12 protein-coding genes are annotated in these 14416 nt (G+C 43.3%); 9 read left to right on the top strand and 3 right to left on the bottom strand.

Annotated elements, in window-relative coordinates:
• Positions 1–59 precede the first annotated feature (59 nt).
• Positions 60–1040, bottom strand: coding sequence for a PD-(D/E)XK nuclease family transposase (locus BUA34_RS07930; RefSeq protein ID WP_072828191.1), 981 nt, complete (start codon positions 1038–1040; stop codon positions 60–62).
• 173 nt (positions 1041–1213) lie between these two features.
• Between BUA34_RS07930 and BUA34_RS07925 the strand changes: the two genes are divergently transcribed.
• The 6 genes from BUA34_RS07925 to BUA34_RS07900 all read left to right on the top strand — a co-directional run bounded on the left by BUA34_RS07925 (position 1214) and on the right by BUA34_RS07900 (position 8916).
• A complete protein-coding gene (locus BUA34_RS07925; RefSeq protein ID WP_072828299.1) occupies positions 1214–2530 on the top strand; it encodes a formylglycine-generating enzyme family protein in 1317 nt (438 codons plus the stop codon).
• A 31-nt stretch (positions 2531–2561) separates the two neighbouring features.
• Positions 2562–3812, top strand: a complete 1251-nt coding sequence (locus BUA34_RS07920) for a formylglycine-generating enzyme family protein (protein WP_072828190.1) — start codon at positions 2562–2564, stop codon at positions 3810–3812.
• A 31-nt stretch (positions 3813–3843) separates the two neighbouring features.
• A complete protein-coding gene (locus BUA34_RS07915) occupies positions 3844–5247 on the top strand; it encodes an SUMF1/EgtB/PvdO family nonheme iron enzyme (protein ID WP_072828189.1) in 1404 nt (467 codons plus the stop codon).
• A gap of 108 nt (positions 5248–5355) precedes the next feature.
• On the top strand, positions 5356–7212 hold the full coding sequence (locus BUA34_RS07910) for an alginate O-acetyltransferase AlgX-related protein (protein WP_072828188.1): 1857 nt from the start codon (positions 5356–5358) through the stop codon (positions 7210–7212).
• A 60-nt stretch (positions 7213–7272) separates the two neighbouring features.
• Positions 7273–7509 (top strand): helix-turn-helix transcriptional regulator, encoded by a 237-nt coding sequence (locus tag BUA34_RS07905; RefSeq protein ID WP_072828187.1) that lies wholly within the window; start codon positions 7273–7275, stop codon positions 7507–7509.
• A 78-nt stretch (positions 7510–7587) separates the two neighbouring features.
• The gene (locus BUA34_RS07900; RefSeq protein WP_072828298.1) at positions 7588–8916 is read left to right on the top strand and encodes a TldD/PmbA family protein; all 1329 of its coding nucleotides are present in this window, start codon (positions 7588–7590) and stop codon (positions 8914–8916) included.
• A gap of 184 nt (positions 8917–9100) precedes the next feature.
• On the opposite strand, the gene BUA34_RS07895 is transcribed toward BUA34_RS07900, so the two are convergent.
• Both BUA34_RS07895 and BUA34_RS07890 read right to left on the bottom strand, forming a co-directional pair.
• Complete coding sequence (locus BUA34_RS07895; RefSeq protein WP_072828186.1) at positions 9101–9664, bottom strand: hypothetical protein; 564 nt, start codon at positions 9662–9664, stop codon at positions 9101–9103.
• Positions 9665–9769: 105 nt separating this feature from the next.
• Positions 9770–11095 carry a LuxR C-terminal-related transcriptional regulator gene (locus BUA34_RS07890; protein ID WP_256375021.1) on the bottom strand — a complete coding sequence of 442 codons (1326 nt, stop codon included), beginning with the start codon at positions 11093–11095 and terminating at the stop codon, positions 9770–9772.
• Positions 11096–11521: 426 nt separating this feature from the next.
• Here BUA34_RS07890 and BUA34_RS07885 point away from each other — a divergent pair, with 426 nt between their 5' ends.
• Genes BUA34_RS07885 through BUA34_RS07875 form a run of 3 tightly spaced genes read left to right on the top strand, consistent with a single transcriptional unit; the run spans position 11522 to position 14414 of the window.
• Positions 11522–12100: a Pvc16 family protein gene (locus tag BUA34_RS07885; protein ID WP_072828184.1), complete on the top strand. Its 579-nt coding sequence runs from the start codon at positions 11522–11524 to the stop codon at positions 12098–12100.
• The gene (locus BUA34_RS07880) at positions 12100–12834 is read left to right on the top strand and encodes a hypothetical protein (RefSeq protein ID WP_072828183.1); all 735 of its coding nucleotides are present in this window, start codon (positions 12100–12102) and stop codon (positions 12832–12834) included. The genes BUA34_RS07885 and BUA34_RS07880 overlap by 1 nt, the downstream gene beginning before the upstream one ends.
• A 17-nt stretch (positions 12835–12851) precedes the next feature.
• Complete coding sequence (locus BUA34_RS07875; protein ID WP_072828182.1) at positions 12852–14414, top strand: phage tail sheath family protein; 1563 nt, start codon at positions 12852–12854, stop codon at positions 14412–14414.
• The last annotated feature ends 2 nt before the right edge of the window (positions 14415–14416 follow it).

Raw genomic sequence — 14416 nt, 5'->3', positions numbered from 1 at the left:
AAAACAAAAAGAGGCCTGCAGACCTCTTTTTATATGCACTTCAGGGGTGGATTGAGCTGTTATTTGATAGAAAGCGCCTTGGCAACGCTGTCTTCCGAAACACCTAACGAACGAAGATACTCGGCAATTTTCTTGTCGCGAGCGGCATTTTTAGCACGTTCGTTCGCTTCGCCTTCAGCTAGTCCTTCATCATGGGCACGGACTTTCAGCGATGCGAGATAGTCGAGTTCTTCTTCTGTCATTACCATATTCTTAGCCTGTTCCCTGAGGAGTTTTTCCGAAGCTGTTTTAACCAAAAGACGTTTGATTGCATTTGCGATTACTCGGTCATCGAAATCAGGAAGATTGTCGGAGGTTCCTGCAGTTTTTAACAGATACAGCCAACGTTCTTCATCAGTTCGAATTTTATCCTTCGGTATCGAAAACTGAGTCAAATCATACATAATATATTCAATTTTGTCGGTCACTGGCAAGCCCCTTTCATTCTTGACCGTCCAAGAACCGCGATATCCAACCTGATTTTCCACATGGAAGTCGCAAACCCAAATGGCAATTGTAGGCGGAATCTTGTAAAATCGATCATCTCGTTCTTTACGTTCTGCATCAGTAGGATTTTCCGGAAAATTGTCTAGGAAATCCTTGTCCTGTTCATATTTGCTTTGGAGCAAAAAAGCGCTGTGTTGCAAAAGAACTCGTTCGATAAAGTGCGCGGGCTTAGCTTTCTGCATCTCCACATCGACACAGCGCCCATCAGCGGTGGTTGCGCGGATATCAAGCCGGAAGGTCTTTGTTGTCGGGAAAACAATATTGATTTCGATGTTCTTTATGGTCACTGATTTAATTTGGTGTTCTTTGCTAAGATGAAGCGCTCCATTCAAAAAGCTCTTAAGCGCCTGTTCTTCGCCAAGAAAAGCTTTAAAACCCGGATCGTAGAGAGGATTGACATAGGTCGCTTTTTTGATTTCTTCGTAGGTCTTTTCTTCCCAGTATTCGCGAGAAGTTGTGATTGAAAATTCGAGCGTGTTTTGTTTTTCTGACATAGTTCTCCTGCTTTATCATGTGTAAATCTTGGAAGGCAAGTTTGCTGAGTTCGCCCTCCTTTACATTAACACGCTTTTTTTAGGGATTTGTCCGGAAATTTTTATGTAAAATATTTTTAAGGAAATCGAGCCTGATTTCATAAATGAGTAATCATTTTTGTATATTCGGTTGTATGAAAAAGAAACGACTTTTAGTAGCCATTTGCGTTGGATTTGCAATTGCAAGTATCGCTTTAATGTGTCAAATTGACGATGCTAATGGAATCGACAATGTAATGCATTTCCAAAGAACATTTGATTTGAATCGAGATTCTTTAGGCTCTGAAATGTGGCTTGAAGTCGAAAAGAATGAATCCGTCAAAATTTGCTTAGATTCAAAAGTCCGCGCATGGGAAACCTCTTTGGATAATGGAGTCTTAAACGATTCGTGCCTAAAAATTCAAATTCCGACGCTTATCGGCGTCTATCCAATCAATGTAAAATTTTACGATTCAGACAGTGCCTGTAAAATCAATCTAGCGGTTGGTATGAAGTATCTGGACTTAAAAAATGAAGAGGTTTTACTTGGTTTTAACAATTATACAGAGCAAGACATAAGGATGTTTCAGCACATCAATGAGGATCCTGAAAGGCTAGTTTCAATCACAGGAACATACTTAATCGACAAATATCCAGTAACTAATTGTGAAATCATTCAAACAATGTGGGATAGTATTCCACTTCAACCAACCTATCCGGGTGGCTTTTTTAAAGATCTTGCTGAACTATGGATTCTAAGAAAAAAAGCAAGTGTTCGCTACGAAAATTGCCCAGTCCATGACACTGCAGCAAGTTCAATTTTCTTGTTTCAAGCAATAAAATACGCAAATGAGCGGAGCAAACGTGAAGGATTAAAGCCATATTATGTTTTTTCCAAAACAACAAAAGACAATCAAGCAATTATATCAAGAAAAAAATACATCATTAGTTACCTTGACTTCAACAATCCAAATGACGTTTATATTCAGGTATCTGTTGATGAATCATCAGATGGGTACAGACTCCCATATTATGACGAATGGATGATGTTTGCTCGTGGCGGAGATAAGAAAAAAAGAGCTATTTGGGGTAACTATTCATCATCTTTACAGCAAGCCCAGATGTACGCAAATTTCGGCATAGGGAACGGATATACACAGCCTGTGGGACAATTAAAACCAAACGGCTATGGATTATATGACATATTTGGGCTCGTATGGGAACACGTCCTTTTCGAAGAAGATAATCCATTTTCTGTACAAAGAGGGAGTCCATCATGTTTAAAAGGAGGGAACAATAGAGCTTTGCTAGAACCAACGCTAGAAGTAACATATGAACCATATTGGAAAATCATTAACTATGGTTATTCGGCACCTAATTATACTGGAGGCAGAGCCGAAGGTTTCCGCCTCATCCGCAACATCGGCAATAATGCCAAATGGAGCGAAATTAAAACCGTTGATGAAAATTAGTGATTAAATAAAAAAATCTATTTTATCTACGATGAATAAAAAATATTTAATATTCGTTATAGCTTTTTTTGTTGTTATTTGGTCGGTTCATGTCGTTCCGTATTTGTTGATTGCGAAAAAATTTAATCTCAATCGTGAATCTTTAGGCGCGGAAACTTGGCTAGAAGTTGAAAAGAACGAAACGGTAAAAATTTGTATTGATTCAAAAGTCCTAGAATGGAAAACTTCGCTGAACACTAAAAAAACAAACGATTATTGTCTGAAATTTCAGACCCCGATGATTATCGGGACAAGTGTAATTAATGTTAAATTTCCAGATTCAGATAGTTTACACAAAATCAATTTAGCTGTCGGAATGAAGTATCTTGATTTCAAAAAAGAGGAAGTACTGCTTGGGTTTCGCATTCCTCAAGGAGACTACGTTGATGAAGAAAAACTCGTATCGGTGACGGCAACATATTTAGTTGATAAATATCCTGTTACTAATTGCGAAATGGCATATTTTTTTCGGGAAGAACTTTCTTCGAGCTCGGTAATGAATGATGAAAAAAGAAAACAAAAAAACGAACATACCGAAAGCGATTGGAAATGTAATGCTCATGATTATGCAACAAGAGCTTATTTATACCAAGCTTTGAAATATGCAAATGCACGCAGCATTCGTGATGGTTTAAAGCCATATTATGTGTTTTCTCAAACAGACAAAAGAAAGGCTCAAATATTATCAGAAGGTCATTATATTATAGAGTATGAAAATTTGGATTATCCTAAAGAAACTCGAGCTGAGGTTTCGATTGATTCCTCTTCGGATGGCTACCGACTTCCCTATTATGATGAATGGATGATGTTTGCTAGGGCCGGCGATAAAACGAAAGATGCTCCTTGGGGGGATTCGGCAACGCTTGAAGATGTTTTGAAGTACGCAAAATTTGAAGTAAAGGAAGTTTATGAAAAAAACGAACGTTTAAAAACAGGGAATGTGGGCTTACGGCTTGCAAATGAATATGGCTTGTATGATATGTTTGGCTTGGTTGAAGAACATGTCCTTTTGGAACGCCCAGAAAAGTTCAAACGTAAATGGAGGATGGTACGTGACCGCCCCTTAGCTGTCGGTTGCAAAGCAACATGTCCATCTTATTTGAAAGGAGGAGACATTCGTGATAGGTGGCAAGATGTTAATTATGGGTCTTATTCACGAGAAGGTATTGGCGGTTTCCGCCTCGTCCGCAACATCGGCAATAACGCCAAATGGACAGAAATTAAAACCGTTGATGAAAATTAGTGATTAAATAAAAAAATCTATTTTATCTACGATGAATAAAAAATATTTAATATTCGTTATAGCTTTTTTTGTTGTTATTTGGTCGGTTCATGTCGTTCCGTATTTGTTGATTGCGAAAAAATTTAATCTCAATCGTGAATCTTTAGGCGCGGAAACTTGGCTAGAAGTTGAAAAGAACGAAACAGTAAAAATTTGCATCGATTCAAAAGTCCGCACGTGGGAGACTTCGCTAGATACTGAAATTCTAAACGATTCTTGCTTAAAAGTTCAAATACCAACGCTTATTGGTGTTAGTACAATCAATGTGAAATTTTTCGATAATGACAGTGCCTATAAAATCAATTTAGCTGTCGGCATGAAGTATCTTGATTTCAAGAATGAGGACGTTTTTTTCGAACACGACTTACGCCAAAAATGGGAATTTTGGGATAAATCGATATTCATTTCAGGAACATATTTAGTCGATAAATATCCGGTAACCAATTGCGAAATCACGCAGTTACTGTGGGATGATATTCCTTTAGATTCAAATGATAATTGGTTTGAAAGAGATTGGGCGCAAAGGAAAAAAATAGCGGTACGTAACAAAAATTGCAATAAGCACGACTCTGCAGCAAATTCAATATCTTTGTACCAAGCAATGAAATATGCAAATATCCGTAGCATTCGTGAAGGATTAAAACCGTATTATACTTTTATTTTTCCAAAAGAAAACCTAGAGGAAAAAAACTCTATGCGCTATAAAATCAGGAAGAAAAAGGATCTGCGCGAATTTAAAAGTTTCTACGACTTCTCAGGGCACAAATATTTTATAGGCTATTATGATTTTATAAAACACGAAATTGAAAGCATAACCGTCGATATTGATACAACTTCTGATGGTTATAGGCTCCCGTATTACGACGAATGGGTTATGCTAGCTCATGGTGGAAATAAAAAAATTCATTCTCAATGGGGATACTTTGATACTTTTGCGGAATCCACTAAGTATGCAAAATTGTGTATCGACATAAGAAAAATTTCATGGGATAACCTTGATTTCACAGAGATTTTTTTCATTCCTTTTCATTTTTGTCGCAATGGAAATGAATCAGGTCCTGTAGGCGAACTGAAACCTAATGGCTACGGTCTTTACGACATGTTTGGACTTGTTGAAGAACACGTTGTATATGAAAAACATAATATGATGAAAGATGAACCGGGTGTTTTAACAGATGGACCTGCCATGATGAATTTTTCTTTAGTCAGGTGCGCTGACAATGACGTTTGTCCCTCTTGTCTGAAAGGGGGTGGTGTTCATTCCGATTGGAGGTATATCAGCTATGATTATATCTCCCCTAATTATTATGATGGTCGTTCAGGCGGCTTCCGCCTAATCCGCAACATCGGTAATAATGCCAAATGGACCGAAGTCAAGTCTAATTCCCAAGAATAGTGCTTTTCTTTATTGAGCTTGCGCAATTTCCTATTCACCATGCTATAATCACTAGTAACTACTAGCTATTAACTAGTAACGATTTCACAAAATACTATCTTATCTCTCGTGAATAAGAAATATTTAATATCCGTTATTGTATTTTCTGTCCTTTTGCTGGTCCCGTTTGGCGTGCAAGCGGTTGCCGACCTGCGTGGCGAAAAGCGCTTCCAGCCGTTTGACATTTTCAAGGACGTGGTTTACACTCCGATTGTGCGCGAGAAAAAGGTCGCTGCGGCTGCGGACTCACTCGATGCAAAATGGCGTGCGGCGCGCGAGGCGATTGCTGCGGGTGCAGAGGTCGCTGAAGCGTTGGAGCCTGTGATGTCTTCGCTTTCGGATTTGGAAGCGGCGGTGCTTTCGGTGAATACGTATGCCGAACTTGATACATCTGAAGCTCGTTACAAGAGCCTCAAGTTGGCGGATACGCTCCTCTCGAAGTTGGAGGACGAACCGGAATCGTTCCCGCAGGCGGATTCTTGCATCAAGTCGCTCGTGGCTGACCTTGGGCATGTGTCGTTTTGGCGTGCGTTCTTGGACGTGAAGCATTACGGCGTGTGGACGAGCCGCTATTTGCGTGCTTTTGAAAATAAGATTGATGACGAGAGCGCTATTGTGTTGGCGTTGCGCCCCAAGTACCAACTTGCGGTGTGGAACCTCTTTAGCGATCCGGGCGAGAAGGTCGTTCTTGGCGCTGCTGGCGATTGCATCGGCAAGTCGTGCGGCAGGGAAGAGGCCAAGCCCGAAGACAAGTGGCTTTTTTACCGCCAGGATGTGGAATTCCTGGTGCAGTCGTCTCCGCTTGATGTGCGCAGTGCAAAGCTCGACAATCCGGTGAAGGCGATTGAAAAGTTCCGTGATCAGCTCAAGGCGAAGGGCGTGGAACTCTTGGTGGTGATTACTCCGGGCAAGCCGAGCATCTATACCGAACGTTTGACGGGTCGCGATTCTCGAGTCGCAGGTGCCGCTGGTGCTGGAAATGCTGCCGCAGTCGGGAATGCCGCCGGGCTTCAGTCGCACGGCAAGAATATTTTGGATTCGCTCACGCGTGCTGGCTTTAACACTGTAGATTTATATACACCGCTGTTGGCTGCAAAGTCTCGCGATTCCGAAGAAGGTCCGCTTTACCTGAACGACGATACGCACTGGACCCCGCGCGGGGCGGAAATTGCGGCGGCTGAAATCGCGGCTGCCGTAAATCGTTTGGAATCCGAGGGTAAAATTAAGTTGAAAAAACTCCAGAAGCATGAGGATGGTAGTTATCCTTTGAGTTTTGTAACAAAGGATTCCCTTGCAGACCGCATGGGCGATGTGGGCGAGATGAGTGGCCTCAACAAATTCGGCGTGTTCAAGGTTCAGAAAGTGACAGGCCATGTCGTAATGCAGCAGAATATAGAAGAAAGAATTGATATGGCTCAGAGTAGTGCTAATTGTTTGGATTCGTTAAAGAGAGAATGCCCTAAAGGAGATGATTCTTGTTTTAGAGTAAAAAGAAATCCGTGTGATGAAGAAGATATGGCTTGTGTACGGGCTTTGACGAAAAGTTGTCCTAAGGGGAGTGCTTTTGATTCTTGCTATTATACTAGATTGAATCCATGCGAGGAAAATGATTCGCTTTATTACGACACCACAATCACTCCGTTCAAAGACGATTTCCGCAAGTCCGAAATCCTGATTCTCGGCGACAGCTTCAGCCGCATTTACCAGACCGATTCCCCTGTGAACGCCGGATGGATCGCGCACTTCGCGAAGAACATGAACCGCCCGGTTGCATCCATCGTAAGCGACGGCGGCGCCTCGACACTCGTCCGTGAAAAGCTCGCTCGCAAAGCAAGTGTGCTCAAGGGCAAAAAACTCCTCATCTGGGAATTCGTGGAACGTGACCTTCGCTTTGGCGCTGAAGGCTGGAAGGATGTAAATTTTTAGAACTTAGAGCTTAGAACTTAGATTTTCTAAGTTCAGCCAACTGCGCTGGAGGCGCAAAATATGCCAAGACATGGAACCCCGACGCCGGGACAGGCGATTCTCGAAGGTATTGAATGGCTTAAAATCGACAAGCCGGAATTTGCCCGTAGGGTGGGCGTTTCGGTTGAAATTTTGGACCAGCTGATTGCGGGTGAAATCAGCATCTCGACCGAAATGGCGAATGCGCTTGAATCGGTAACGGGAAGCCCCGCTGCCTACTGGAAAATGCTCGAACGCAAAAGCCGCTCTTCTCGATAAGCCGCACTTCTCGATAAAGCGAATGTCATTCCCGGCTTGACCGGGAATCTCCTTCTTGAATTTAATTATACTTGCGATATGAATATTAAAGATGCCGTTTCTTTTATGTGTGACCTCGCCAAGGGCGAAGCCGACCAGTTTGATGTGATTGCTTCTAACTCCCATTCCGAAGGCCTTTCGGTTTTTCAGGGACAAGTGCAGAATACGGAAATTTCTGATTCCGTTGGACTTGGCGTTCGTGTCATTAAGGATGGCCGTCCAGGGTATGCTCACACGGAACGCTTGACGGACGAAGCTCTCCGCCAAACGCTCAAGGACGCTCTTTGCCACACGCAGTGGACCGAAAAAATCGATATTACGCTCCCTCAGGCGGTAGAACTCCCGAAGGGCGAACCGAACTACAATCCCGCGCTTGAATCGCTTGACCTTGCGACCATGAAGGATTTTTGCATTAAACTCGAAAAAGAGACGTTTGCAAAGTCCAAGGAAATCGAAAACATCCCGTACCTCGGCGGTGATATCGAACATGATTATTCCATTGTTGCAAATAATACGGGTCTTTTTTATGAAGCCCGCTCGAACTGTGCTTCTGCGGGTGCAGGCGCGGTTGCAAGTCGCGATGGCATCAAGAAGCTTGGAAATTTTGTGAAAAATGGCCGTGACTGGAACGAATTTTCAGTCGAAGAAATCGCAAGCAAGACAGCCGAATACGCTACAGAACTCTTTGGCGCCCAGAAAATCGAAAGCGGCAAGATTCCGGTAATCCTTTCGGAACGCATCTCCGCGCGGTTCCTTGGTATGTACAACCAACCGTTTTTTGCCGAAACCATGCAGAAAGGGCAGTCTCGCCTCGACGGCAAGGAAGGTGAAAAAATTGCAAGCGACGTGTTCTCTCTGTGGAACGATCCGGTCGGTGAAATGTTTGAACACAAGTTCTACTTTGACTCCGAAGGCTGTGTGACCAAGCGTGTCAAGGTTGTCGAAAACGGCATTTTCAATTCTGCTCTTTATAACCTTGAAACCGCATCCAAGGCAAAGTGCGAGACGACAGGAAGTGGTGCGCGTAGCTTTGGCAGCAAAATGTCCACCAGCTTCTACAATTTGCTTGTTCCGCCAGGAACGATGACAACTGCAGAACTCCTCAAACTTTTCCCGAAGTGCTTGCTTGTTGTGCGCTTGGAAGGCAATTCCGGTTGCAATTCCGTGAGTGGCGAACTGAGTATTGGTGCTCACGGCTTCTGGTGCGAAAACGGGGCTATCCAGCACCCGGTCGATGGCGTTACGCTCAGCGGGAACTTCTTTGACATCATCGAGAACATTGTGGCGGTCGGTAATGAATACCGCGACCCGTTTGCAAGCTACAAGGTGCCTGCTCTTGCCATTAGCGAACTTAGCGTAAGCGCTTAGCCGCTCGTGCGCATCTTGAAATGCGCACATCTCGCCTTTACATGTCATCCCGTGCTTGTCACGGGATCGCCATCTTGTCTTGCGTAAACATGGTCTTTTCGACTCTTGTTATACAATAAGAAATGCTGCAAGAACTTTTGGGGACGTCCGTCAGCTCTTGCAGCATTATGTTTGAGGTGTAATGTTAGTGTAAAATTCCCAAAGCCGCGCAAATTTTCGGTGGAAAATGCAAGTTGTTCGGAATGACAAACTGAGCTTGCTTTCTTTTCGCATTTTCTATCAAGTCCTTGATGTCCTTGAATGCGATTCCGCTGGCTTTCAAAAGATTTCTCAAAAAACGTTCAATAGCATTGCTCAAAGCGTTGCTTTTTAACAAATGAATATGCTTCTCGTTTTCTGTGTCGATTAGATTATCTATAATTTTTTGAACAGATTCATGAACGGAATCTTCTGATTCCGTCGCAAAACTTTTAGTGCAGTTGTATTCGGCGGCGTGCTCGGCGTAAAGATCGAGGAGCGTTGTTGTTTTGCCCGCCGTTATGTTGGATGCTGCATCGCTGCTAGGAATATCAATTTTTAGATTTGGATTGTTTTTTAGCTCTGTTGCGGCTGTAAGCAGCAAACTGATTACTTCTGCTTGCTTGAGGCTTACGTGCGAAACGTCCTTGAATACAAGTATCATCGCGAGCGATACAAGGTCTAAAGAAGGACTTGCCCCCTCAGCTACGATGTTGTTCCGTTGAGCCATGCTACATTCCATCTCCGTCTAGATGGAAATAAAAATAGCTTGAACAACACCTGTTTTGCAATAACCCATTTGGGTTATTTTTCATTAAAAAATGAGTGGAAACGCCTATTTGTTGGCAAAAATGCTCTGAACACATTGCAAGAAGTAGTTCTTCTTGGATTCGGTCACGCCTTTTAAAAGTTGCTCTACGTCGCCTTTTGTCAAGTTCGGATAGTATTCCAAAAGCTTTTTGGCATGGCTCTTGCTTTCGTCGGTTTCTCCCAAAATGTTGCAACAGGCGATAATAATCAAGCGGATAGCCATCGCTTTGGGCGTAAAAAGCAAAACTTGGTTAGCGAGGTTCTTGCATTCTTCGATTTTGCCTTGCAATAGCAAAAGGAATGTCTTTGCTTGGTGCGTATGCTGGAGGGCCGATTCCGGAACATGCTTTATGCAGTCGTCAATAAGTTCCGTGGCGAGTTTTTCTTGTCCGGTCAGCAGGTAAATCTGGGAAAGAATTGTTCGAGGCATAATCGCTTGCGGATTTGCTTCGATAACTTGTTTGAGATATGCAATGGCTTCGGCTTTGTTTCCGATGGTGATGTTGTAGAACGCCATAATCATTTGTGAATAAATGGAATAAGGCGCGTTGTACATGGCCTTGCGTGCTAAATCTCCTAGCGTTTTGGCGTTCTCGATTGCGTTACCCCAGTTTTCCAGCGTAGCGAAATAATAAGCTGAGGCTAGAATGTAGAGGGCAAAATCATTGAAGGACTCGTCCTTGACAAGCGGACCGAGCTTCTTTTTGCAGATTTCGAAGGATTCTTGGCTGCGGTTTTCGAGCTTGGCGTAACAATAGGTCGCTGCGTACCACCAGTAAGGAATGGGGCTGTTTTCGGTGTGCTTTAACTTGGCCGAAGCGAGTACGATGCTTCTGAACAACAGGATCGTAGACTTCTGAGCGAGTGTCTGTAAAGTGTCTGAATTGATTTTAATTGAGGTTGTCCAAAGAATTTCGTGAGAATTGCCGATTTTTACGGATATGTACAAAATTTCTTCGCCGCTCTCGGATGCAGAAACTTCAATCAGAAAACTGGGATTGACGTTTGTTTCGGACTCATCGATGATCCGGAAAAGGTGGTATTGGTGTAAAGCTTCGACAATTGACAGATAAAGGCTATAGGCGTTGCTATGTTCGGGAAAAGTACCCTTTGTTTGGAATGTTATGACTAGATCTTTAGGACTGCTTTCTTTTTCGTCGTTGTCTTTGACCTCTAGTCCTGCGGAAACGGCTTCGGTCCTGTTGGTGACTTCGAGTATTTTGTATATGTTGGCGAGGTGTACTTTGACTGTATTTGCTGAAATGTTTAATGTCTTGCAAATTTCGTTATTCGTAAGCCCTTTACGAAGTAAAGTCAAAATCTCTCTTTGCCGCGGAGTCAACTCTTGCATTTTTTTATTCTCAAACATGTGCCAAATTTAATTTTTTAACCTATAGGAATTATTCTGTAAAAGGTCTAAAAGTGCTTGTTTTACGCTAAAAAACGGAATTTTTGAACAAAAACAGGGAAAATGCTTGCTGTTGAACGCTTGATAGGCTGTTTGTATAGCCTATATATATAGAATAACATATATATAGATACGTTAGTTTGATAAATAATGTAATGCTCTTTTGTTCTATATATATAGATAAAATTGCGTAAATCTATACAAACTCCTAATTTTACGAACAAGAAAACATGAGTTTATTGAAAAATAAATTTTACGATTCCCAAAACTAAGAATAATTGATTATATTGCGCCTTGTAATGAATAAATATTACAAACAAAGAAAAATGTAAGAATAAAATATACAATGTGTGAGAGATTGTTCGAAGTATGATAGGGGCTTCTCTACAATTTCTAGCAATGCAACTGAATCTTCACTTAAGGCGTACTATGTCGATTCGTGAAGATGTTGTTGTTGTGTCTAGAATGGTTGAAAATGATGGGAAAGAGTACGAAGGCGCTATAAATAAGCTGAATCTTTTCCTCGTTAATATGGAACGCGACAGCATGGTGAAAAATCATGCCGTTCCTGAGTATCATGGCGACCGAGCGGTTGTGCCATCTAAAGTTGTTTATTTGAACTTGTATTTTGTTCTTGCTGCGAATTTTAAGGGCGGAAATTATGTGGATTCGTTACGCTACCTGTCGAAAGCGATAGGTTTTTTTTTGGATCATTCATTTTTTGAGCGTACGACTTCGCCCGACATGCCGCAAGGTATCGAAAAGCTTGCTATAGACATGGAAAATATGAATATGCAAGAAATGAATAATTTGTGGGGGACGATTGGCGCTAAATATGTACCTTCGGTACTTTATCGCCTAAAAACGGTTGCGCTTGGAGGCAATTACTCGTATTATCAACCTTATGTTGTCCGACTTCCAGAAAATTCGGAATTGGGGGTCCTCTAATGGAATACACAAAACTTGTTGATGTATCTCTTTGCCATGAGTACTACAATGGTAGTTCTTGCGGTTTTAAAGTGATACCGTCGATAGAAACGGCTGAAATCTTGAAAAAAGAGGATGCTCTGTGCCGTATCTACGATGGAAAAGTGCGCCTTATGGCGCCAATGACTGCTTTTGCAGAAGAGACGACACTCTTCTTTTATGTAAAGGCGTCTATTGCCGAAATTTGGAATGTGACAAATTTCGATGGAATTGTCCATGACGAATTCCCGGTAGCGGTTGTATCAAATGATAAAGGCGCTTATTTTGAGGGACGACAAAAGAATGCGCTTCCCGAACTACAGCGGATGTTTGGCGTAATTTTTGCGCTGGAACTCCACTTGACTCCGAAAAAGCCGCTTGTGTGTACTGTAAAAGTACCGACAAAAAAATTGAGGTGGTGTTATTGCGTTTCTGGCGTTTATGCCGAACGCGATTTGCGAATAAATGACTCGTTGGACGCTGATAATCCAGTGCAGTTTGACTGCGTGGAAAAAACGCCAAGGTTCTCGCTTTATGTTTCTCGGAGTGAAATTCCGATTGTGAGCGGGGCGCCTTCACGTTTTCAGCTGATGGATTCTGCAACGTCGAAGGTTTTGATGAAAAACCTTCCGAATGCAAATGCAAAGTACATTGCCAAGGCGAGTCTTGATGATGGCACGCGAGCCATTGTCGCTGAATGTTTTATTAATCCATAAACATAGGAGAATCATAAATGCCTACATCATACAAAACCCCAGGCGTCTATCTCGTTGAGAAAGACGCTTTCCCGGGCTCGGTGGTGGAAGTTGCAACTGCTATTCCTGCATTTATCGGTTACACCGAAAAGGCAGAATACAATGGAAAGGACTTGACGAATAAGCCCTTCCGCATCACTTCCTTTGCTGAGTATCTGAACATTTTCGGCGGTGCTCCGACCGTGCGCTTTACATACGGAGTTGCATCTGCTGAGGCTCCGGCTGCCTCGGAAGATTCCGAAAATGCAGAAGAATCCGCTGACGCAAAGAACGGTGAACAGAAGGCTGTTCTCCAGACGAAGCCGATGTTCCGTCTCTACGATTCTATGCGTATCTACTTCCAGAATGGCGGTGCCGCTTGCTATATCTGCTCTGTGGGCGGTTACGACAAGAAGATTGAAAAGGCTCCGTTGTTCAATGGCATTGCTCCGTTCGTGAAGGAACAGGAACCGACGATTATGCTCGTTCCGGATGCTGTTTCGCTTGGCGATGCTCAGGAATGTGCCGATATCCAGAATGAATTGCTTGCTCATTGCAACAAGATGCAGAACCGTTTCGCCATCCTCGATGTTTTCGATGGCTACAAGGAACCGCTGGAATGCATCAACACCTTCCGCGAAAAGGTGACGGATTTCCTCAAGTATGGTGCCGCTTACTATCCGTGGATCAATACGAGTGTTGTCGCTTCGAGTGAAGTCTCGTTTACGAATATTGAGCCGGAAGCTGAAGGTGGTTACAAGACTCTCGCACTTGACCTTGCAAAGTCTGTGGTGCCGGATGTCGAAGACCTCGACAACGTTGATCCTGAAACGCATTCCAAGCGCGAATTGGAACTCGTCAGCTTCTTCAAGAGCTTGCGTGATTTCGACGCCAAGAAGGACGATGCAACCGCTTTGCACAACACGCTTACGGTTGTCTGCCCGAAGTATGCCGCTTTGATGAACACCATGAGCGAAAAGCTCAACTTGATGCCGCCTTCTGCAACTATGGCCGGCATTTACACTCGCGTTGATAATAACGAAGGCGTGTGGAAGGCTCCGGCTAACGTGGGCGTGAATGGCGTTGTCTCCCCGGCTGTGAACCTCACGAATGACGAACAGGAAGACTTGAACGTTCCGCTGAACGGTAAGGCCGTGAACGCTATCCGCTACTTTGTTGGCGATGGCATCAAGGTCTGGGGCGCACGTACGCTCGACGGTAACAGTCTCGATTGGCGCTATGTGAACGTTCGCCGCACGATGATCATGCTCGAAGAATCTATCAAGCAGGCATCTAAGGCTTATGTGTTCGACGCTAACACGTCTACGACTTGGCTTACGATGAAGAACATGATTGGCAACTTCCTCAATAGCGTCTGGAAGCGCGGTGGCCTTGCAGGCACGACTCCGGAAGATGCTTACGAAGTGCATGTGGGCCTTGGCGATACCATGACTCCGGAAGATATTCTTGAAGGCATTTTGAGAGTGACCGTGAAGGTGGCTTTGATTCGCCCGGCAGAATTTATCGAACTCACATTCCAGCAGCAACAGCAGAAGTCGTAATA

Origin of the sequence: Fibrobacter sp. UWB12, assembly GCF_900142485.1 — a bacterium.
In the GTDB taxonomy this organism is placed as follows: domain Bacteria; phylum Fibrobacterota; class Fibrobacteria; order Fibrobacterales; family Fibrobacteraceae; genus Fibrobacter.
The sequence above is the reverse complement of the archived record's forward strand: the minus strand, read 5'-3'. Positions and strand labels throughout refer to the sequence as shown.

Excerpts from the sequence above, each read along its gene's own strand:
- BUA34_RS07930 (WP_072828191.1), bottom strand. The coding sequence starts at position 1,040 with ATGTCAGAAAAACAAAACACGCTCGAATTTTCAATCACAACTTCTCGC.
- BUA34_RS07925 (WP_072828299.1), top strand. The coding sequence starts at position 1,214 with ATGAAAAAGAAACGACTTTTAGTAGCCATTTGCGTTGGATTTGCAATT.
- BUA34_RS07920 (WP_072828190.1), top strand. The coding sequence starts at position 2,562 with ATGAATAAAAAATATTTAATATTCGTTATAGCTTTTTTTGTTGTTATT.
- BUA34_RS07915 (WP_072828189.1), top strand. The coding sequence starts at position 3,844 with ATGAATAAAAAATATTTAATATTCGTTATAGCTTTTTTTGTTGTTATT.
- BUA34_RS07905 (WP_072828187.1), top strand. The coding sequence starts at position 7,273 with ATGCCAAGACATGGAACCCCGACGCCGGGACAGGCGATTCTCGAAGGT.
- BUA34_RS07900 (WP_072828298.1), top strand. The coding sequence starts at position 7,588 with ATGAATATTAAAGATGCCGTTTCTTTTATGTGTGACCTCGCCAAGGGC.
- BUA34_RS07895 (WP_072828186.1), bottom strand. The coding sequence starts at position 9,664 with ATGGCTCAACGGAACAACATCGTAGCTGAGGGGGCAAGTCCTTCTTTA.
- BUA34_RS07890 (WP_256375021.1), bottom strand. The coding sequence starts at position 11,095 with ATGCAAGAGTTGACTCCGCGGCAAAGAGAGATTTTGACTTTACTTCGT.
- BUA34_RS07885 (WP_072828184.1), top strand. The coding sequence starts at position 11,522 with ATGATAGGGGCTTCTCTACAATTTCTAGCAATGCAACTGAATCTTCAC.
- BUA34_RS07880 (WP_072828183.1), top strand. The coding sequence starts at position 12,100 with ATGGAATACACAAAACTTGTTGATGTATCTCTTTGCCATGAGTACTAC.
- BUA34_RS07875 (WP_072828182.1), top strand. The coding sequence starts at position 12,852 with ATGCCTACATCATACAAAACCCCAGGCGTCTATCTCGTTGAGAAAGAC.